General features: G+C 71.4%; 21 protein-coding genes and 1 riboswitch. Of the genes, 10 read left to right on the forward strand and 11 right to left on the reverse strand.

Features of this window, described 5'->3' with window-relative positions; all coding sequences use genetic code 11:
- Position 1 precedes the first annotated feature (1 nt).
- From ASF44_RS11280 to ASF44_RS11295, 4 genes are read right to left on the reverse strand one after another with little or no spacing between them, the layout of a single operon-like run.
- Positions 2-865: an ABC transporter substrate-binding protein gene (locus tag ASF44_RS11280; protein ID WP_056899328.1), complete on the reverse strand. Its 864-nt coding sequence runs from the start codon at positions 863-865 to the stop codon at positions 2-4.
- The gene (locus tag ASF44_RS11285) at positions 862-1,422 is read right to left on the reverse strand and encodes a bifunctional adenosylcobinamide kinase/adenosylcobinamide-phosphate guanylyltransferase (protein ID WP_056899329.1); all 561 of its coding nucleotides are present in this window, start codon (positions 1,420-1,422) and stop codon (positions 862-864) included. The genes ASF44_RS11280 and ASF44_RS11285 overlap by 4 nt, the downstream gene beginning before the upstream one ends.
- Positions 1,410-2,747, reverse strand: coding sequence for a cobyrinate a,c-diamide synthase (locus tag ASF44_RS11290; protein WP_056899330.1), 1,338 nt, complete (start codon positions 2,745-2,747; stop codon positions 1,410-1,412). The genes ASF44_RS11285 and ASF44_RS11290 overlap by 13 nt, the downstream gene beginning before the upstream one ends.
- Positions 2,732-4,600 (reverse strand): TonB-dependent receptor domain-containing protein, encoded by a 1,869-nt coding sequence (locus ASF44_RS11295; protein ID WP_056899331.1) that lies wholly within the window; start codon positions 4,598-4,600, stop codon positions 2,732-2,734. The genes ASF44_RS11290 and ASF44_RS11295 overlap by 16 nt, the downstream gene beginning before the upstream one ends.
- 67 nt (positions 4,601-4,667) lie before the next feature.
- A riboswitch (cobalamin riboswitch) is annotated at positions 4,668-4,907 on the reverse strand.
- Positions 4,908-4,963: 56 nt separating this feature from the next.
- Between ASF44_RS11295 and ASF44_RS11300 the strand changes: the two genes are divergently transcribed.
- The 9 genes from ASF44_RS11300 (at position 4,964) to ASF44_RS11340 (ending at position 12,876) form a co-directional block, all read left to right on the forward strand.
- The gene (locus ASF44_RS11300) at positions 4,964-5,212 is read left to right on the forward strand and encodes a hypothetical protein (RefSeq protein WP_056899332.1); all 249 of its coding nucleotides are present in this window, start codon (positions 4,964-4,966) and stop codon (positions 5,210-5,212) included.
- Positions 5,209-5,514 (forward strand): cell division protein ZapA, encoded by a 306-nt coding sequence (locus ASF44_RS11305; RefSeq protein ID WP_056899333.1) that lies wholly within the window; start codon positions 5,209-5,211, stop codon positions 5,512-5,514. The genes ASF44_RS11300 and ASF44_RS11305 overlap by 4 nt, the downstream gene beginning before the upstream one ends.
- A gap of 271 nt (positions 5,515-5,785) precedes the next feature.
- The gene (locus ASF44_RS11310) at positions 5,786-6,595 is read left to right on the forward strand and encodes a sulfite exporter TauE/SafE family protein (RefSeq protein ID WP_056899334.1); all 810 of its coding nucleotides are present in this window, start codon (positions 5,786-5,788) and stop codon (positions 6,593-6,595) included.
- Positions 6,592-7,434, forward strand: coding sequence for a cyclopropane-fatty-acyl-phospholipid synthase family protein (locus ASF44_RS11315; protein WP_056899335.1), 843 nt, complete (start codon positions 6,592-6,594; stop codon positions 7,432-7,434). The genes ASF44_RS11310 and ASF44_RS11315 overlap by 4 nt, the downstream gene beginning before the upstream one ends.
- A 203-nt stretch (positions 7,435-7,637) precedes the next feature.
- A complete protein-coding gene (locus ASF44_RS11320; protein ID WP_056899336.1) occupies positions 7,638-8,609 on the forward strand; it encodes a choice-of-anchor A family protein in 972 nt (323 codons plus the stop codon).
- A gap of 37 nt (positions 8,610-8,646) precedes the next feature.
- Positions 8,647-9,606, forward strand: coding sequence for a glycerophosphodiester phosphodiesterase family protein (locus tag ASF44_RS11325; protein WP_082524695.1), 960 nt, complete (start codon positions 8,647-8,649; stop codon positions 9,604-9,606).
- 58 nt (positions 9,607-9,664) lie between these two features.
- The gene (locus ASF44_RS11330) at positions 9,665-10,939 is read left to right on the forward strand and encodes a putative DNA modification/repair radical SAM protein (protein WP_056899338.1); all 1,275 of its coding nucleotides are present in this window, start codon (positions 9,665-9,667) and stop codon (positions 10,937-10,939) included.
- Complete coding sequence (locus ASF44_RS11335; RefSeq protein ID WP_156374455.1) at positions 10,926-12,470, forward strand: UdgX family uracil-DNA binding protein; 1,545 nt, start codon at positions 10,926-10,928, stop codon at positions 12,468-12,470. Before ASF44_RS11330 ends, ASF44_RS11335 begins: the two co-directional genes overlap by 14 nt.
- Positions 12,385-12,876: a flavodoxin family protein gene (locus tag ASF44_RS11340; protein ID WP_056899339.1), complete on the forward strand. Its 492-nt coding sequence runs from the start codon at positions 12,385-12,387 to the stop codon at positions 12,874-12,876. Before ASF44_RS11335 ends, ASF44_RS11340 begins: the two co-directional genes overlap by 86 nt.
- A gap of 60 nt (positions 12,877-12,936) precedes the next feature.
- Here the strand turns inward: ASF44_RS11340 and ASF44_RS11345 are convergent, their stop codons facing one another.
- The 4 genes from ASF44_RS11345 to hemN all read right to left on the reverse strand — a co-directional run bounded on the left by ASF44_RS11345 (position 12,937) and on the right by hemN (position 16,908).
- Positions 12,937-13,269 carry a hypothetical protein gene (locus tag ASF44_RS11345; RefSeq protein WP_162243801.1) on the reverse strand — a complete coding sequence of 111 codons (333 nt, stop codon included), beginning with the start codon at positions 13,267-13,269 and terminating at the stop codon, positions 12,937-12,939.
- A gap of 65 nt (positions 13,270-13,334) precedes the next feature.
- Positions 13,335-14,630: an HD-GYP domain-containing protein gene (locus tag ASF44_RS11350; protein ID WP_056899341.1), complete on the reverse strand. Its 1,296-nt coding sequence runs from the start codon at positions 14,628-14,630 to the stop codon at positions 13,335-13,337.
- Positions 14,631-14,774: 144 nt separating this feature from the next.
- Entirely contained in the window at positions 14,775-15,485 is a 711-nt protein-coding gene (locus ASF44_RS11355; protein ID WP_056899342.1) for a sulfite exporter TauE/SafE family protein, read from the reverse strand.
- A gap of 10 nt (positions 15,486-15,495) precedes the next feature.
- Complete coding sequence (hemN, locus tag ASF44_RS11360; protein WP_056899343.1) at positions 15,496-16,908, reverse strand: oxygen-independent coproporphyrinogen III oxidase; 1,413 nt, start codon at positions 16,906-16,908, stop codon at positions 15,496-15,498.
- A gap of 113 nt (positions 16,909-17,021) precedes the next feature.
- On the opposite strand from hemN, the gene fnr reads away from it, so the two are divergent.
- Positions 17,022-17,741, forward strand: coding sequence for a fumarate/nitrate reduction transcriptional regulator Fnr (fnr, locus tag ASF44_RS11365; protein ID WP_056899344.1), 720 nt, complete (start codon positions 17,022-17,024; stop codon positions 17,739-17,741).
- Here fnr and ASF44_RS11370 read toward each other — a convergent pair.
- From ASF44_RS11370 to ccoG, 3 genes are all read right to left on the reverse strand, one after another.
- The gene (locus tag ASF44_RS11370; RefSeq protein WP_156374456.1) at positions 17,719-17,964 is read right to left on the reverse strand and encodes a hypothetical protein; all 246 of its coding nucleotides are present in this window, start codon (positions 17,962-17,964) and stop codon (positions 17,719-17,721) included. The two genes, fnr and ASF44_RS11370, sit on opposite strands and share 23 nt — an antisense overlap.
- A 10-nt stretch (positions 17,965-17,974) precedes the next feature.
- A complete protein-coding gene (locus ASF44_RS11375) occupies positions 17,975-18,232 on the reverse strand; it encodes a hypothetical protein (protein ID WP_082524697.1) in 258 nt (85 codons plus the stop codon).
- Between the two features lie 174 nt (positions 18,233-18,406).
- Positions 18,407-19,810, reverse strand: a complete 1,404-nt coding sequence (gene ccoG, locus ASF44_RS11380) for a cytochrome c oxidase accessory protein CcoG (RefSeq protein ID WP_056899347.1) — start codon at positions 19,808-19,810, stop codon at positions 18,407-18,409.
- Positions 19,811-19,872 lie beyond the last annotated feature (62 nt).

A 19,872-nucleotide genomic window follows, 5' to 3' on the forward strand; every position in this document is an offset into this window, starting at 1 on the left:
TTCACGGCGCCCTCTGCTTCAGGCAATCGGCCATCACGCGCGCCGCCTGGTCCATGCGCGGACCCGGCCGCACCACGATCTCGGCATCGTCCAGCGAGAACAGGCAGATGCGCTGCTCGCGCACGGCGCGCATGGCACGCCAGCCCGGGTAGTCGATCTCGGCCTGCATGGTGCGGTTGGCCAGCATGATGAGGTCGGGGTCGGCGCGCACCACGTATTCGGGATTGAGCTTGGGAAACGGCCCCAGGCTGGCCGGCACCACGTTGGCCACGCCCAGCCGCGCCAGGGTTTCGCCGATGAAGGAGCCTTCGCTGGCCGCATACGGGCCGCGGCTGACCTCGATGTACACGCGCGCCCGCCGCGCGTTGGCCGGCAGCGTGGCCGCCACCTCGTCCAGGCCGCGCGCGATGCGCTGCCACACGCCGGCCGGCGCGCTCTCGGGCAGGTCCAGCAGGCGGCCGACGGTGCCGAGCACGCGGCGCACGTCGGCGTGGTTCTTGGGCTCCAGCACCACGACCTTCAGGCCCAGGCCGCGCAGGCGTTCGGCGACGCGGCCGCTGTGCGAGACCAGCACGAGGTCGGGCCGCGTGCGCACCACGGCCTCGATGTTGGGGTCCACACCGCCGCCCAGCTGCGGCAGCTGGCGCACCTCCGGCGGCCAGTTGGAGAAGCGGTCCACGCCGACCAGGCGCGCGCAGGCGCCCAGCGCGCAGACCGTCTCGGTCAGCGACGGCAGCAGCGAGACGATGCGCGCGGGCGCTGCGTCGAAGCGCACGCGCGTACCCGTCTCGTCGGTGATCTCGTAGGCCGCGGCCAGGGTGCTCCAGCAGCAGGCCAGCGCCAGCAGCAGGCGAAGAAAGCTCATGCCGTGCCGTCCTTCAGGACCAGTGGCAGCCCGGCCGCCATCAGCGTCACGCGCGCGCAGCAGGCGGCCATGCGCTGGTTCAGCAGGCCCAGCGCGTCCACGAAGGCGCGCACCTCGCGGCCCATGGGGACCACGCCCAGGCCGATCTCGTTGCCGACCAGCAGCAGCGGCCCGCCGGCGCGGCGCACGGCCTCTTCCAGCGCCTGCAGGTCGGCCTCCAGTGCCTGCGCCGTGCAGGACGGGCCGGCCAGCGGCATCAGCCGGTTGGTGAGCCACAGCGTGAGGCAGTCGACCACGAGCAGCGTGCGCGGCGTGCTCAACGCCACGATGGTCTCGGCCAGCCGCAGCGGCTCCTCCACCGTCGCCAGGCCGGGCACGCGCGCGGCGCGGTCGGCGCGGTGGCGCGCGATGCGCGCGCGCATCTCGTCGTCGTGGCCGGGCGCGGTGGCGATCAGCACGGCGCTGCGGGCGGCATCGCCGGCCAGCCAGTCGCGCGCCAGCAGTTCGGCGCGGCGCGACTTGCCGCTCTTCTGGCCGCCCAGGATCAGTTCGGCCATGTGAACAGGCTCGCCGCGGCCAGCGGGCTGGACGCGAACCAGGCGTGGAAGTAGCTCGCGCGGATGCTGCCCCGCTGCAGCAGCGCCTCGCCCGCGTCCGGCATGGGCGTCTGCCCGGGCCGTGCCGTGCGCGCCACGGGCCGCAGCGGCGTCTCGCAGGTGGAGTAGTGGAAGGTGTGGCCGCGCAGTGTGCCGGCCGGCAGCGCCAGCTGCTGCGGCCCCAGGGCCGCGAGCCGCGGCTGCATCTGCACGCGGCCGGGCAGCAGGCCCCACAGCGCGTGCGCCCGGCCTTGGGCGTCCAGCAGGGTGTCGAACAGCGCCATCATGCCGCCGCATTCTGCCCAGACCGGCTTGCCGGCCTGCACATGCGCGTGCAGGCTGGCCCGCAGGCCGGCGTTGGCCGACAGGCGGGCCGCATGCAGTTCGGGATAGCCGCCGGGCAGCCAGAGCGCGTCGCAGGCCGGCAGCGCGGCATCGGCCAGCGGCGAGAAGAAGCACAGTTCGGCACCGAGCGCGCGCAGGCAGTCCAGGTTGGCGGCGTAGACGAAGCAGAAGGCCGCGTCGCGCGCGATGGCGACGGTGCGGCCGGCGAGCGGGCGCCCCACTGGCGCGGCCACGGCCGGTGCGGCGAAGTCGACGGCCCAGTGCTGCAGTGCCGCCGCGTCCATGCGGCCCAGCGGCGTCGCGGCCAGGGCATCGGCCGCCGCATCGAGCCGGGCCGGCGCGTCGTCGAGTTCGGTGGCCACCGTCAGGCCCAGGTGCCGCTCGGGCAGGCGCAGGGCCGCATCGCGCGGCAGCGCGCCCCGCCAGTCCGCGGGCGCGCGCAGGCCGGCCTGCAGCATCTCGGCATGGCGCGCGCTGCCCACGCGGTTGGCCAGCACGCCGGCCCAGCGCAGGCCGCCCTGGTAGTGCTGCAGCCCGAAGGCCAGTGCGCCGAAGGTTCCGGCCATGGCGCTGGCGTCGACCACCGCCAGCACGGGCAGGTCGAAGCGGCGTGCGAGGTCGGCCGCACTGGGCTCGCCGTCGAACAGGCCCATCACGCCTTCGACGACGATGAGGTCGGCCCCGGCCGCCGCCGCGTGCAGCCGCGCGCGGCAATCGTCCTCGCCCGTCATCCAGAGATCGAGCTGGTGCACGGGCGCGCCGCTGGCCTGGGCCAGCCAGAACGGGTCGAGGAAGTCCGGCCCGCACTTGAACGCGCGCACGCGCCGGCCCTGGCGCGCGTGCAGCCGCGCCAGGGCGCAGGCCACCGTGGTCTTGCCCTGGCCCGAGGCCGGGGCGGCGACCAGGATGGCCGGGCAGCGCTGCGTCAGTTCGGCGCCCACTTGAGGCCGACCCACAGCGCGCGGCCGGCGTTGGCGTACAGCCGCGCGGTCTCGTACTGCTTGTCGGTGAGGTTGTCGACGCGCGCGGTCAGCGTGAAATCGCGCGCGATCTGGGTGCTGGTGTACAGGTTCACCAGCGTGTAGCCGCCCAGCACGTTGGTGTTGGCCGCGTTGTCGTAGCGCTGGCCCGTGGCCTGCAACTCGGCGCCCAGTGTCCATCCCGCGACCTGCGTGTCGGCGCCGAAGCTCGCGTAGCGCTTGGCCCGGCGCGCGAGCTGGCGGTCGGTGATGCGGTCCTTGGGGTCCTGGAAGTCGACCGAGCCGCGCAGCTGCACATTGCCCACGGCATGGCTGGCCGACAGCGTGACGCCCTCGTACTGCGCGCGGCCGACGTTCTCGTAGCAGCCGAAGGTCGACGCGCAAGCTCCCGCGCCGCCGAAGACGATCATGTTGCGCACGCGGTTGCGGTAGACCACCACGCCGGCACTCGTGGCGCCCTGCGTCCAGCGCAGGCCGGCTTCCAGATTGCGGCCTTCCTCGGGCTCCAGGCTGCCGACGCCGTACTCGCTGAAGCGCTGGTACAGCGTGGGCGCGCGGAACGAGGTGCCCGCCGAGACGGTGGCGCGCCAGGCCGGCGTGATGGCGTAGCCGTAGGCCGCGCTGCCGTTGGTGTGGCCGCCGAACTCGCTGTCGTCGTCGCGGCGCAGGTTCAGCTGCAGCGCGTGCGGGCCGCTGTTCAGGCCGTAGCCCAGTGCCAACGCGTTCTGGCTGCGGTCGCGGTCGATGCCGCCGTTGACCAGCGCGTCCTCGCGCCGCTCCAGCGTCGCGCTCAGCAGGTGGGCGCCGATGCGGTATTCGTTCTGCCAGAGGTAGCCGCGCAGGTCGGTCTCCGCGCGGTAGTAGGACGGCGTGGTGGCGTAGCGCGAATGCGAGTCCGTGACCTGGACGCGCGTGCTGTACGCCTCGGTCCACTGGCCGGCCCAGGTCAGGCCGGCGGTGCGCAGGCGGTTGTGGTTGCGGTCGTCCACGCGCGGGGCCGAGGCGCTTGTCATGAAGTTGTCGTACTGCGATTCCAGCTGGCTGGCCAGCAGCGTGGCATCGAGCCGGTGCGCCTTGTTGATCTGCAGGCCCACGCGCGCGTTGCCGGACAGGCGCGCGTAGCCGTCGTCGTCCGGATTGCGTACACCGTCGGTTGCGCGGCGCAGGTTCTGCGGCTGCACATTGAAGCCATCGCTGCGCTCCTTGCTCACGCCCAACGAATAGTCGATCGCGCTGTCGGTGCCGGTGCGCCCGCTGATGCCCGCCTCGAGCTGCCAGGTGCGGTGGCTGCCGGCGCCCACGCCCACATAGGGCGCGGGCTTGCCGGCCTCGCCCTTCCTCGTGAACAGCTGGATCACGCCGCCGACCGCGTCGGAGCCGTAGACGGCAGCGGCCGGGCCGCGCAGCACCTCGATGCGGTCGATCTGCGACAGCGGTATCTGTTCCCACTGCACGCCGCCCGTGGACTGCGAGTCCAGCCGCACGCCGTCCAGGTAGACGGCGGTGTAGCGCGATTCGGCGCCGCGCACGAACACGCTGGTGTTGGTGCCCTGGCCGCCGTTGCGCGCGATCTGCACGCCGGGCAGTCGCGCCAGCACGTCGGCCACGCCGGTCGCGCCGCTGCGCTCGATGGCCGTGCGGTCGAGGATGGACACATCGCCCACGAGGTCGGCAAGCGGCTGGGCGCTGCGCGTGGCAGTGACCACGGTGTCCTGCAGCGCAGGCGCGCCTTGTGCCGAGGCGGCAAGCGGCCAGCAGACGGACAGGGCCAGGGGGAGCGCGGCAAGGCGCACGTGGGACGTAGGGATCTTCATGGAACGGAGCCGATCAAAAACTACCCGCGCCAGCTTCCCCGCCGGCGATGGGCACACAGGCTGCGCAACGCGCAGCCACCTCGTTGGCCGGTATCCGGGCTGGCGGCGCACACTCCAATGCCTTCCCGCGAGCGCAGGGCTCGCAGTGGCGTCGTGATGGAGGAAAGCCCTGTTGGGGGCTTCGGCCGCTTACCGTTGCGGGGGCAGCGCAGGTTAGGTGCGCCCGTTGCGGCGCTGCACCCTCCTGCTTCCCGTTGAACTGCGGCATGTGAACCACGCCGCGAGCACCAACGGCGCGGATTCTAAGTGCACGCAACGCGTGGCGATGGCCGGGGCCGGCAGGCTCCTACAATGCGCCCCGCCATGGACCAAGCCACGCAAATCCAGCAGATCGCCGAACGCACGGAGCGGCTGCTGGTCCGCCACCGTGAACTGCAGCGCACCAACGCGCTGCTGACCGAGCAGGTGGCCCTGCTCACCCACGAGCGCGATTCGCTCAAGTCGCGCCTGGGCGCGGCCCGCGCGCGCATCGATGCCCTGCTCGAACGCCTGCCCGAGTCCACCAGCGTGGCGCCGGCACCGGCCTACCGCAAGGACATCGAAGCGCCATGAAACAACTCGAAGTCAAGATCCTGGGCCAGAGCTACCTGCTCGGCTGCCCCGATGGCGGCGAGCAGCGCATGCTCGATGCCGTGCACCGCGTGGACAGCGCCATGTGCGCGATCCGCGATGCCGGCAAGATCCGCGCGCGCGACCGCATCGCCGTGCTGGCCGCGCTGAATCTGGCGTTCGACCAGACCGAGCCGCCGGTGGCCAGTGCCGCGCCGGCCGCGTCGTTGCCCGCCGATGCGCAGCTGTCGGCCATCCTCGCCCAGCTCGACGCGGCGCTGGGCGACGACGGCAGGCTTTTGTAAAGCCTCAACACCGCAGACCGTACGCTCTTTGCGCAGCCGAGTGCGCGCATTCGTCCTAGAATGAAAGCGTCTGCGGTGCACGCCGGGCTTTTATGTCCTTGAACCAATGCTCATCTGAGCACGGGCTTGGAACATTTCCTGAGGAGCGTGAACGTCTCGCGTCAGATGATCCCAACTTCAGGCTGACCTCGCCCACCTGAACCCCCGGTTCAGGCTGCGGCCCGGTGGCACTTGCAGACACCTTTTTCCCCTCCCCTCCCGCGTCCCTTCCATGTCGCTTGTGCTGGTGATCGAGCTCGTGCTGCTGGGCGTGGGCAGTGGCTTCCTCGCCGGCCTGCTCGGCATCGGCGGCGGCATGTTGATGGTGCCGTTCCTGACCTTCCTGCTGTCCAAGCAGGGCGTGCAGGCCGACCTGGCCGTGAAGATGGCGATCGCCACGTCGATGGCCACCATCATGTTCACCGCGGTCGCCAGCGTGCGTGCCCACCACAAGCGCGGCGCCGTGCGCTGGGACATCGTCAAGACGCTGGCGCCCGGCATCGTGCTGGGCAGTTTGGTGGCCAGCCTGGGCGTGTTCGCGCTGCTCAAGGGCTCCTGGCTGGCGATCTTCTTCGGCCTCTTCGTGGGCTTCTCGGCCACGCAGATGTTCCTGGACAAGAAGCCCAAGCCCACGCGCCAGTTGCCGGGCACGCCCGGCCGTCTGGCGGCCGGTGGCGCCATCGGCTTCCTGTCGGGCCTGGTGGGCGCAGGTGGCGGCTTCATCAGCGTGCCCTTCATGACCTGGTGCAACGTGGCCATCCACAACGCGGTGGCCACCAGCGCGGCGCTGGGCTTTCCGATCGCCGTGGCCAACGTGGCGGGCTACGTGGTGGCCGGCCAGGGTGTGGCCGACCTGCCGCCCGGCGCGCTGGGCTACGTCTGGCTGCCGGCGCTGGCGGTGGTCGCGCTGGCCAGCTTCTTCACGGCGCCGTTCGGCGCCCGCGCGGCGCATGCGCTGCCCGTGGCCATGCTCAAGCGCATGTTCGCCAGCGTGCTGTACGGGCTTGCCGCCTACATGCTCTACAAAGGTCTGACCGCTTGAACGCCCTGCTCCGCTCCCGTACCGCCCTGGCCTGCGCGGCCTGGCTCGCCGCGCTGGCCACGCCGGCCCGTGCGCTCGAGGAGGTGCCCTTCGTCACCTCGCCCGACAACGTCACGCTGGAGATGCTGCGCATCGCGCAGGTCGGCCCGCAGGACCATGTGATCGACCTGGGCTCGGGCGACGGCCGCATCGTGATCGTGGCCGCGCAGCGCTTCGGTGCCAGCGGCCTGGGCGTGGAGATCGTGCCCGACCTCGTGCGCCAGAGCCAGGAGAACGCACGCATCGCCGGCGTGGCAGAGCGTGTGCAATTCCGCGTGGAGGACATCTTCAAGACCGACCTGTCGGGCGCCAGCGTCATCACCATGTACCTGCTGCCCGACGTGAACCTGGCGCTGCGCCCGCGCCTGCTGGCGCTCAAGCCCGGCACGCGCATCGTCTCGCACGACTGGGACATGGGCGACTGGAAGCCCGACCAGGCCACCGTGCTGCCCGTGCCCGACAAGAAGGTCGGCCTGGAGAAGACCAGCAAGGTGCAGATGTGGACCGTGCCGGCCCAGGTGCACGGCCTGTGGTGCGGCGCCGGCATGCTGCAGGGCATGCAGTTCGCGGTGCAGCAGAAGTACCAGGAGTTCACGGCCACGATGACGCGCGGGCAGCGCGTGCGCGAATACGACGGCCGCATCCAGGGCGACACGCTGCATTCGCTGCCCGGCGCGCGCACGCAGATGCAGCTGCGGCTGCAGGGCGACCAGCTGGTGCTGGCGCAGGCCGACGGGGCGCTGGGCCTGCTCAAGGGCGCAGCACTCACGCGCGCCAGCGGCGCGCAGTGCGAAGGCTGATCCCACCCTTCTGTTGCACCAGGGCCGCATCCCGGGTGTGACGTAGTTGCGCGAAACGCGGGCCGTTTGCACGGGCCCGTGAACTACTCGGCACTTTGCGCGCGGTTGCAAGCGCAGTCGCCAAAACGGTGCCAATTGCTGAACACAATCCTGCCCACTCGCTCAGTTTCACGCCGATTCCGGCACGGGTTTCAGGATTCAGAATGTTCAAATCGTCCCAGTTCCTGCTCTGCATCGCCGCCCTGTGCGGTGCCTCGGCGTCGTTCGCCGCGCCGGTCAGCCTGGGGCTGGCCACGCCGTACAGCCTGGTCAGCTTCGGCGGCTTCCAGAGCAGCAACAACAGCATCGGCGGCAGTGTCGCGGTGGCGGGCAACCTCTCGGCCACGGGCTATTCGCTGAACGGCAAGAGCCTGGTGGTCGGCGGCAATCTTTCCTACAGCAACGGCTCCATCGCCGGCAATGCCTACGTGGGCGGCACGCGCAGCACCAGCGGCGTGCAGATCAACGGCCAATGGCAGAGCGGCAGCGCGCCGCTGGCCTTCTCGGCCCTGGGCCAGCAGATGGGCAGCCTGTCCAGCGGGCTGGCGGGCCTGGCCGCCACGGGCAGCAGCCAGAGCCAATGGGGCGGCCTGTACCTGTCGGGCACGAACAGCGCGGTCGAGGTGTTCCAGCTCACCGCCGGCGACTTCTCCAGCAATGGCTGGAGCAACCTGGCCAGGCTGGCGTCCGGCAGCACCGTCATCTTCAACATCGGCGGCAGCAGCGTGAGCCTGTCCAACGGCATGCTGGGCGGCCTGTCCAGCTACAACGTGCTGCTGAACTTCTACGAAGCGCAAACCCTCTCCTTCAACGGCATCAGCCTGGACGCCAGCATCCTCGCCCCCCACGCCACCGTGAAGGGCGGCAACGGCACCGTGAGCGGCAACGTGGTGGTGGGCGACTGGCAGTCGCAGCTCACGCTGCTCGGCACGCGCAGCTTCCAGGGCACCGAGGTGGCCGGCTACGTGCTGCCCGAGCCGATCCAGCCCGCGCGCCCCGACCTGTTCCCGGCCAGCGCGCTGCCTGCCGCGGTGGCCGGCGAAGTGCCCGAGCCCCACCAGCTGGCGCTGTTCGCGGTCGGCCTGGCGATGCTCGGCCTGGCGGGCCGCCGGCGAAAGGCCGCACACCAGGCCTGACGCCGGGCAGGCGGCAGCCTTGCCCTAACATGGGGCCATGCGAACACCCCTGGTTTCCCGGCGCACCGCCATGGCGCTGGCAGCGGCAAGCTGCCTGCCGGTCCACGCACAGACCCGGCCCGCCTGGCCCACACGCGATGGCCACGCCCCGCTCGTCATCGCCCACCGCGGCGCCTCGGGCTACCTGCCCGAACACACCCTGGCCGGCTACGAGCTGGCCGTGCGCATGGGGGCGGACTGCATCGAGCCCGACCTGCACCTCACGCGCGATGGCCAGCTGGTGGCCATGCACGACGCCACGCTGGAACGCACCACCGACGCCGCCACGCGCTTTGCGGCGCGCAACGGCGGCTGGCGGGTGGCCGATTTCTCGCTGGAAGAGGTGCGCACGCTCGCGATGCGGCCCCAGGGCAGTGCCGCGCTGAGCTTCCACGGGTTCAAGCCCAGCGCGGCCCACCCGCTGCGCGTGCCCACGCTGGAAGAGATCATCCTGCTGGCGCGCCGGCTGGAGGCCGAAGGCGCGCGACCCATCGGCCTGTACCCCGAGGCCAAGCAGGCCGGCCCGCGCCTGGCCAGCCACCTGCTCAGCGTGCTGGCCGCGGCGGGCTATGTGGGCAGCGACAAGGTGTTCCTGCAGTCCTTCGACGTCGACACGGTGCGCAACCTGCGGCGGCGCCAGCAGGCGTTGGGCCTGGACTTCCGCCTGGTGCTGCTGAGCGGCTCGGCCAACCGGCTGCTCGGCATGGAGCTGGCGCAGGTCGCCAGCTTCGCCAGCGGCGTGGGCGTGAACATCCGAGGCGAGGGCATGTCGCGCAGCTTCATCGAGATGGCCCACGCGGCTGGCCTCACGGTGCACGGCTACACCTTCAACGAGGCCCGCCCGGCCACTGCGCTGCCCGAGTACCGCAAGTTCATGGGCTGGGGCATGGACGGGGTGTTCAGCAACTACCCCGACCTGGCGCTGCAGGCGCGTGCCGCGGAAGCCCGGCTGCGCTGAAGGGCCGCAAAGCCCCTTCCTTCGAAACTGTTGATCCATCCAGTATCATGGCGCTGCCATGGAACTGGACCGCAAGCTCGCCATCCTCGCCGATGCCGCCAAATACGACGCCTCCTGCGCGTCCAGCGGCACCACCACGCGTGATTCCATCGGTGGGCGCGGCATGGGTTCCACCGAGGGCGCCGGCATCTGCCACAGCTACGCGCCGGACGGCCGCTGCATCTCGCTGCTCAAGGTGCTGCTGACCAACTGGTGCCTGTACGACTGCCTCTACTGCGTCAACCGCGTCAGCAGCAACGTGCCGCGCGCCCGCTTCACGACGGACGAGGTGGTGCAGCTCACGCTGGACTTCTACCGGCGCAACTGCATCGAGGGCCTGTTCCTGAGTTCCGGGATCATCCAGAGCCCCGACCGCACCATGGAGCTGGTGGTCGAGGTGGCGCGCAGCCTGCGCGAAGACCACGACTTTCGCGGCTACATCCACCTGAAGACCATCCCCGAGGCAAGCCCCGAGTTGCTGGCCCGCGCCGGCCGCTACGCCGACCGGCTCAGCATCAACATCGAACTGCCGACCTCCGAAGGCCTGGTGGCCCTGGCGCCCGAGAAAGACGGCCAGGCCATCCGGCGCTCCATGGCGCGGCTGCGCGTGCACATCGACGACGCCAAGGGCGAGCGCGCGGCCCTGCGGCCCACCACACTGCCCGCGGCGCGCCCCAGGCCGGCCGAGGCGCCCCGCTTCGCCCCGGCGGGCCAGAGCACGCAGATGATCGTGGGCGCGGATGCCGCCAGCGACCGCAGCATCCTGGCCACCAGCGCCACGCTGTACGGCGCCTACCGGCTCAAGCGCGTGTACTACTCGGCCTTCAGCCCGATCCCCGACGCATCGCGCCAGCTGCCGCCCGCCGCACCGCCGCTGGTGCGCGAGCACCGGCTCTACCAGGCCGACTGGCTGATGCGCTTCTACGGCTTCGCGCACGACGAGATCACCGGCGGCGGCAACGGCATGCTGGCGCTCGACATGGACCCCAAGCTGGCCTGGGCACTGGCGCACCGCGAGCGCTTTCCGGTCGACCTGAACCGTGCCCCGCGCGAGCTGCTGCTGCGCGTGCCGGGCCTGGGCGTGAAGTCGGTCGACCGGCTGCTGATGGCGCGCCGCCAGCGCGTGCTGCGCGTGGACGACCTGGGCCGGCTCGGTGTGCCCTTGCGCAAGCTGCTGCCCTTCGTCAGCGTGCCGGGCGCTGCTGGCCGCGGGCTGGACAGTGCGCAGCTGGCGGCGCAGCTCAAGCCCCAGCCGCGCCAGGCTTCGCTGTTCGACGCCCATGCCGACGCTTGAACGCGTGCACACCGAGCGCCTGTCCGCGCCCGACGACCTGGCCGGTTTCAAGGCCGCGGTGCGCCGCCTCGTCGCGCAGCAACTGGCGCCGCAGTCCGTCCAGTGGCAGATGGCAGGCGACGGCGACCTGTTCGACGATGGATCCCTTCCAGAGATCCAGCCCGGGCGCGGCACGGCCGCCGCTGCGCCGTTCCGCCTGCCCGCCGAGATGGTTTCGCTGTTCGACAACGCCGCCCTGCACGCCGACCCCGGCCGCTTCGCCCTGCTGTACCGCCTGGTCTGGCGCCTGCTGGCCGAGCCCGGCCTGCGCGACGACCCGCTGGACGCCGACCGCCTGCTGGCCGAGCGCATGGCCCGCGCGGTGCGCCGCGACATGCACAAGATGACGGCCTTCGTGCGCTTCCGCCCCTTGCCGGGCAACCGCCACATGGCCTGGTTCGAGCCCGAGCACCACACGCTCGTTGCCACCGCACCCTTCTTCGCGCGGCGCTTCGCGCAGATGCACTGGGCCATCCTCACGCCCGGGCGCAGCGCCACATGGGATGGCCATGCGCTGGCCTTCGGCCCCGGTGCGCGCCGGGAGGACGCGCCGGGCCCCGACGCCGGCGAGCAGCTCTGGCTGACCTACTACGCCCACATCTTCAATCCCGCGCGGCTCAAGCCCGCCATGATGCAAAAGGAGATGCCGCGCCGCTACTGGAAGAACCTGCCGGAAGCCCAGCTCATCGCCCCGCTCATGCACGAGGCCATGCAACGCAGCGGCCGCATGGTGGAGGAAGCCGCCAGCGATCCGCAGCACCGCCGGCCTGCCGCATCCATCGCGCTGCGGCTGGACCAGCGCCCGGCCGAGACCGCCGCGCCCGGCACGCTCGACGCCCTGCGCCTGGCCACCGCCGCCTGCCGCGCCTGTCCCATCGGCCAGCACGCCACCCAGGCCGTGCATGGCGAAGGCCAGCCCGGCGCGGCGCTGATGCTGGTCGGTGAGCAGCCCGGCGACCAGGAAGACCTGCGCGGCCAGCCCTTCGTCGGCCCGGCCGGCCAGCTGTTGCGGCGGGCGCTCGAGCAGCTCGGCTGGTCGCGCGATGCGCTGTACCTCACCAATGCCGTCAAGCACTTCAAGTACGAGCTGCGCGGCAAGCGCCGGCTGCACAAGACCGCCGGCCAGAAGGAAGCCGCGATCTGCAGCCAATGGCTGGAACGCGAAATCGCCTTGGTGCAGCCCCGCGCGGCCATCGCGCTGGGCGCCACCGCGGCGCGGTCGCTGCTCGGCCGCCCGGTGGCCATCGGCGCATCGCGCGGCCAGTGGCTGCGCCGCGCCGACGGCCTGCCCGTGCTGGTCACGCTGCACCCGGCCGCGCTCCTGCGCATGGAGGCGCCCGATCCCGAGGCCGCCTTCGCCGACTGGCTGGCCGACCTGCGCGCAGCGGCGCCTATCATGGCCGGCGATGAAGAACCTGCTGATCGTCCACCACAGCCTGACGGGCGGCACCGCGCAACTGGCCCAGGCGGCGTTGCGCGGCGCCCAGGCTGAGAGCGGGGTTCGCACGCAGCTGCTGAACGCCGTGGACGCCGGCCCCGGCCACCTGCTGGCCGCCGACGGTTACCTGTTCGCCACGCCCGAGAACCTGGCCGCCGTCGCCGGCCTCATGAAGGACTTCTTCGACCGCTGCTACTACCCGGCGCTGGACCACATCCAGGGCCGGCCTTACGCCACGATGGTCTGTGCCGGCAGCGACGGCCACAACGCGGCGCGGCAGATCGCGCGCATCGCCACCGGCTGGCGGCTCAGGGCCGCGGCAGAGCCGCTGATCGTCTGCACGCACGCGCAGACGCCGGAGCAAATCCTCGCGCCCAAGCACATCGGCGCCAGCGACCTGCGCAGCGCGGAGGAACTGGGCGCGGCCCTCGCGGCGGGGCTGTCCCTGGGCGTGTTCTAGCGCTCGTCTCGAGCGCGTGGTCCGAATGCGCGCGCCTGGGCGCGTGTCCCGCGGGCGTGCTCAGCGCGCCGGCACCACATTGGCCCGGCCATCGCGCGAAGGCACGGCGTCGGACGAGGTGGGCGGCGTGGCCGCGCCTTCCGGCGTGATCACCGTGGCCCGCCCGTCCGGCGTGGTCTGCGGGATCTCCGGCGGCGGCCCTCCGCGTGCGGCATCGCGCCTGCGGCCGGCCTCGCGCACGCAGGCATCGCGTGCGGGGGCCGACAGCTGGCCGCTGTTGCAAATCGCCAGGTCGCTCTGGTAGACCTGCTCGGCCACGTTCGACTGCCCCCAAGCAGGCCCCAGGCTTCCCAGCAGGACCAGCAAGGCAATGGCGGACGGTGGATGGCGCATGTCGGAATGGTGCCCCTGCCCGCGGAGCAGCCGTGTGGGCCGGCGCCGCGCGGGCGTGTGGGGCCTCAGGCCGCCACCGGCGCAGGGGTGGGCGGCTGGTGTTCGTAGAAGCAGCGCACCCGCGCCACTGGCGCGAGGTAGGCGCGCGCAGCGGCCGGCAGCTGCGCCGGCTTGAGGCTGCGCCGGATGCCCTGCTCGGGCGCCGATTCGAGGTCCAGGATCAGCGCCTGTTCGGGCGGCACGGCCGGGTCGTGCACCAGCACGCGCGGCTTCAGCGGGCGCGTGGAATTGACCGACACCACCAGTGCGAACCGTTCGTTGGAGAGCTGCACGACCGAGCCCGGCGGGTACACGCCCATCATGCGGATGAAGGCGCCCAGCACCTCGCCGTCGAAACAGGCCTTGTGCCGCGCGAACATCAGCGCCAGCGCCTCGTGCGGCGTCAACGCCTGCGTCCCCAGCGGCGGATTGCACAGGCGGTCGTAGCGGTTCACCAGCGCCAACACCTTGCCGCCCGTGCCCATGTCTGGCCCCTGCAGTCCGGCCGGAAAGCCGCTGCCATCGGCCATCTCGTGGTGCTGCGCGATGGACTGCAGTGCCCAGGCCGACAGGCCCATGCGCCGCCCGGCCTTGACACTCTCGTGCACATGGCTCTGGTAGAGCGCCATCTCCTGCGCGCTGTGCCGCTCGTCGCGCATGCGCAGGTGCGTGGGCAGCTGCTGCTTGCCCAGGTCGTGCAGCAGCGCGGCCATGCCCAGGTCGGCCAGGCCATGCACGGGCAGGCCCAGCGCCCGGCCCAGCAGCAGGGCCAGCACCATGGTGTTGGCCGGATGCGCTGCCTGGCCCTCGCCCGCGCCTTCGGACAGCAGGCGGATCGTGGCCTCGCCATCGACCAGGATCTCGGCCACGCAGCCGGCCACCAGGGCCTCGCATTGTTCGCGCATCGCGACCGGGCGCACCGGTGCCTCGTCGACCACGCGCCGGTAGAGCTGCACGACCTCACCGAAGCGTTGCTCGCAGTGGCGCAGGCTGGCCTGCTGGGCGGCCAGCTGCTGGCGGCGCTGCGCCTGCAGGGCGCGGGCTTCGGCCTGCAGCCGGTCCTGCACGTCCTGCTCGGACCTGGCGGCGCCGAAGCCGGATTCGCCGCCGAAGTCCGAGTGCGGCTCTTCGGGGTCGCTGCGGTCGGGGAAGTAGCGCACCTGCCGCAGGCCCAGTGCGCGGATGGTGCGGATCTGGTCGCTCGAGGTGATCTTGAAACTGCCGCGCGGAAACGGGTGGTCCATCCAACCCAGGTCGAGCTGGATGAACAGGCCGCGACGCAGTTGACCGACATCGATCAGCTGCGAGGTCTTGTCATCCATGGCGGAACAGCACGCGGCCGGGCATCGGGCCATTATGTCGCCGCCATCGCGCGATGCGGCGGCACACGCTGCGCGGGCCGTCAGGTCATCCAGCGGCAGCGCGATGGCGCCTGCCGCGCAGGTGCAGCGCGGATGCCCAGCCGCTCAGCGCGGCAGGCACCAGGGCGCCTGCGCGTGCACGAGCCCGTGCCACAGCGCCCAGCACGAACTGGCCAGCAGACCCAGGCCCGCCGCGCGCGTGCCCCAGGCCGCCAGCACCCCGGCCCGCCCGGCAGGCACACCGTGCGCGCCGCCGCGCAGCGCCGGCAGGCGCAGCAACAGCCGTGGCGCGGCCCACAGCGACAGGGCCGATCCGGCCGCGAAGGCCAGCATGGCGCCGGCGCCGCGCGCCGCATCGCCTGCCAGCGCGGCCGTCAGCAGCGCCGCCTGCAGCAGGCCGCAGGGCATCGCCGACCACGCGAGGCCCACCGCGAAGCTGCCGCCGCGCCGCGGCGCCAGGGCGCGCACGCGCTGCCACACGGCCCGGCCATGGCGCTCCAGCCAGGCCGGCTGGCGTGCCTGCAACAACAGCACCATGCCCAGCGCCATAGCCGCCAGGTGCACGAAGCTCCAGACCGGCCGCAGCGCCACGCTGGCGCCGCCCAGCCAGCCCAGGCCCTGCACCGACCAGGCGGCCAGCGCGCCCATCGCCGCGTAGCCTGCGGCCCGGCCGGTGTGGAACTGCGCCAGCGCACGCCCGCCATGCGGCCCCGCCGCCCGGCCGATGCCGGCGCAGGCCGCGCCGCACATCAGCGCGCAGTGCGGGCCGCCCGCCAGGCCCATCAGCAGCGCCGCCATGCCGAGTTCGGTGGCCATTGGCGCTGCGTCAGAGGATGCGCGAGAAGCGCGCGCGCGTGCGGTCGGCCTGCACGTAGCGGTCGAACACCATGGCCACGGCGCGCACGAGGTACCAGCCGGTCGCCGTCACCTGCAGCCCCTGGCCGTCGACCTGCACCAGGCCGTCGTCCTGCAACGCGCGCAGCTGTTCCAGCTCGGCCGCGAAGGTCTGGCGGAAGTCGACCAGCCAGGCCAGCTCGATGGCCTCGAACTGCAGCGCGCCCTGGCACATCAGCGCCATGATCACGCTGCGGCGCAGCAGGTCATCGCGCGTGAGCGCCAGGCCGCGCACCACGGGCAGCCGGCCCTGGTCCAGCAGGTCGCAGTACTGCTCCATGGTCTTGGCGTTCTGCGTGTAGCTGGCGCCGATCTTGCCGATGCCGGAAACGCCCAGCGCGACCAGGTCGCAATCGGGCTGCGTGCTGTAGCCCTGGAAGTTGCGGTGCAGCCGGCCCTGGCGCTTGGCCACGGCCAGTCCGTCGCCGGGCAGCGCGAAATGGTCCATGCCCACGTAGACGTAGCCGGCCGCGTCGAAGCGCGCCAGCGCCGCACCCAGCATGGCCAGCCGCGCCGGCCCATCGGGCAGCTGCCCGGCGTGGATGCGGCGCTGCGGCTTGAAGCGTTCGGGCAGGTGCGCATAGCCGTACAGCGCGATGCGCTCGGGCCGCAGGGCGACGACCTGCTCCAGCGTCTGCGCGAAGGATGCCGGCGTCTGCAGCGGCAGGCCGTAGATCAGGTCGACGTTGATCGATCCGAAGCCCATGCCGCGCGCGCTGTGCACCAGCTGCGCCACCTGCGCATGGGGCTGCACGCGGTGCACGGCCTTCTGCACGGCGGGGTCGAAGTCCTGCACGCCGAACGAGAGCCGGTTGAAGCCCAGGCCGGCCAGGCGCTGCAGCCGCGCGGCATCCACCGTGCGCGGGTCGATCTCGATGGCGTACTCGCCGCCCGGCGCCAGCGCGAAGCGGCTGCGCAGCAGGTCCATGAGCCGGGCCAGCTCGCCGTCGTCCAGGAAGGTCGGGCTGCCGCCGCCCAGGTGCAGCTGCGACACCGGCTGCCCTTCGCCGAGCGCGGCCACGTACAGGTCGATCTCGCGCGCCAGGTAGTCCAGGTAGGGCGCGGCCTTCCCATAGCGCTTGGTGATGATCTTGTTGCAGGCGCAGTAGTAGCACAGCGACTCGCAGAAGGGGATGTGCACGTACAGCGACAGCGGCAGCGCCTTCCCTGCCCCGCCATGGCGGCGCTGCTGCAAGGCCTGCTGCAGGTCGCCCTCGCCGAAGGCCTCGACGAAGCGGTCGGCCGTGGGGTAGGAGGTGTAGCGCGGGCCGGGTCGGTCGAAGCGTTGCAGCACGTCGGCGGGGATCCGGCAGTCGGGAACAGGAACGGGAGCGGCAACAGTCATGTGAGTCCTCTGCCTGCCACTGTGCCGGGTTCGATGCGTCCAGACCTTGACCAGGATCAAGTCTTCGGGCCGTGGGCACTGCGACAATTTGTGCCACGTCATGAAAGGACGCCATGCTCCCGCACACCATCAAAGTCGCCTGTTCCAATTGCAACCTGCGTGAGCTGTGCATGCCCATGCAGCTGGACCCGCGCGAACTGGAGCGCATCGACGAAGTGGTCGCCACGCGCAAGTCCATCAAGCGCGGCGCCACGCTGTTCCGCAGCGGCGAGAAGTTCACCTCGCTCTATGCGATCCGCACCGGCTTCTTCAAGACCACGGTGGCCACCGACGATGGCCGCGAGCAGGTCACGGGCTTCCAGATGGCCGGCGAGATCATCGGCCTGGACGGCATCGTCAACGACAAGCACAGCTGCGACGCCGTGGCGCTCGAAGACGCCGAGGTCTGCGTGATGCCCTTCGACCGGCTCGAGGAACTCTCGCGCGAGGTCAACGCGCTGCAGCACCATGTGCACAAGATCATGAGCCGCGAGATCGTGCGCGAGCACGGCGTCATGCTGCTCTTGGGCAGCATGCGGGCCGAAGAGCGCGTGGCGGCCTTCCTGCTGAACCTGGTCAAGCGCCTGCATGCGCGCGGCTTCTCGCGCAGCGAACTGGTGCTGCGCATGACGCGCGAGGAGATCGGCAGCTACCTGGGGCTCAAGCTCGAGACCGTGAGCCGCACCTTCTCCAAGTTCGTCGAGGAGGGCATCGTCGAGGTCAAGCAGCGGCACCTGCGCATCCTCGATGCCGATGCCTTGCAGCGCATCGTCAATCCCCAGGTCTGCCACTGACCGGCTCCGGCGTGGCCAGCAGCAGCGTGAGCGCGCTGCAGGCCATGGCCACGGCCCAGAAGCCGAAGAAGCTGGCGGTGTAGACCGCCATCGCCGACCAGTCGAGCGCACGGCCCAGCCAGTGCAGATCGTGCGGGTCGACGAGCGCGAAGACCATGGTCTCCAGCACGCAGGCGGCCAGGAAGGCCGGCCAAACGATCCACATCAGGCGGCGGTCCGGCACCGTGCCACCCTCATCGCCGCGCCGGCACGCTGCCGATCGCCGCATGGTTGCGCCCGGCCAGCGCGGGCTGCAGTTCGAACGCCTCTTCGGCCGCGACCGGTGCCTGCGGCGCGGTGACCACCGGGTCGGCCCCGCGGAACGCGATCACTGCCGTGGCGATGCCGGCCACCACGACCGCCAGCGGGCCGCCAATCACCATCCAGACCATGCCGTAGCGCCACCAGGGGCGTGAAGCTCTGGATTGTGGGGCCTGTTGTTGCGGCTGCATGTCAGTTGCCCACGGCGCCACGCGCACCCAGTTGTTCCAAAGGCCGCGGAGCTGGCCATGCCAGCAGACGCCGCGGAACTGGCTCTGCCAGGCCGCTGGCGGCGCCCCTGGAGGGGGATGGAATGGCTACACGCAGTGCGCCATTCAAACGGGGTGGTCTCATTTCAGTCTCCTTCACCGGGGAATCAGGAACACGGACTTCTCGCGCACTTGGGCACCGCTGTCCAGCATGCGCAGTTCGAAATGGATGGGGTGCGAGCCACCGGCCGCCGCGCCCCACTGGTGCGGTAGCTGCAGGCGCACGGCGACCCAGCGCGAGGCCGTGGGTTCCACGTCGACCTCGGTCTCGGACGTGACGACGAGGCCAGGCAGACCGGTCGCGCCGATGGCGAAGCGCTGGTGCGACTCCGTGGCGTTCATGATCTGCAAGCGGTAGACGTTCTCGATCGCGCCACCCGCCACGGTGCGCGCCATGGCGCCGCGGTCGCGCACCACGTCCACCTTGAAGGGCGTGCGCAGCGTCAGGCTCACGGCCAGGCCGAGCGAGATCGCGAGCAGCACGCCGGCATAGACCAGCACGCGGGGCCGCAACACCCTGCGCCAGATTTGCGCGCGGCTCCAGCGCCGGGCCAAGCCCTGCTGCGTCGTGAACTTGACGAGGCCGCGCGCGTAGCCCATCTTGTCCATCACGCCGTCGCAGACGTCGGCGCAGGCGCCGCAGCCGATGCACTCGTACTGCAGGCCCTGGCGGATGTCGATGCCGGTCGGGCAGACCTGCACGCACAGCGTGCAATCGATGCACGAACCCAGGCCGCGCGTGGCCGGGTCGGCATGGCGCGGCCGGCTGCCGCGCGGCTCGCCGCGCGCTGCGTCGTAGCTCACGACCAGCGTGTCGCGGTCGAACATCGCGCTCTGGAAGCGGGCGTAGGGGCACATGTACTTGCAGACCTGCTCGCGCAGGAAGCCCGCGTTGCCATACGTGGCCAGCCCGTAGAACAGCACCCAGAAGACCTCCCACGGCCCCATGCGGGTGGTGACGAAGGACATGGCCAGTGCGCGGATCGGCGTGAAGTAGCCCACGAAGGTGAAGCCGGTCCACAGTGCGAAGACGATCCAGGCGATGTGCTTGAACCACTTCTTGACGAGCTTCTCCATCGACAGTGGCGCCGCGTCGAGCTTCATGCGCGCGCCGCGGTCGCCCTCGATCCGGCGCTCGATCCACAGGAAGATCTCGGTGTAGACGGTCTGCGGGCAGCTGAAGCCGCACCACAGCCGGCCGGCCACGGCGGTGAACAGGAACAGCGCCAGGGCCGAGATGACCAAGAGGCCCGCCAGGTAGATGAAGTCCTGCGGGTACAGCACCAGGCCGAAGATGTAGAAACGCCGCGCCTCCAGGTCGAACAGCAGCGCCTGGCGCTCGCCCCACTGCAGCCAGGCGGTTCCGTAGAAGGCCAGCTGCGTGAGCCAGACCAACGCCCAGCGCCAGTTCTGGAAGAGGCCGGCGACGGTGCGCGGGTAGACCGTCTTCTGGGCTTCGAACAGCGGGACCAGCTCGATGACCTTGCGTTCGGCGCTCATGTCATGGTTTCAATTGTTGCTGTGCGCGAGCGTTGCGGCCCAGACGGCAGGCGGCGCAGATG

The sequence above is a fragment of the Pseudorhodoferax sp. Leaf274 genome (genome assembly GCF_001422445.1).
In the GTDB taxonomy this organism is placed as follows: domain Bacteria; phylum Pseudomonadota; class Gammaproteobacteria; order Burkholderiales; family Burkholderiaceae_C; genus Pseudorhodoferax.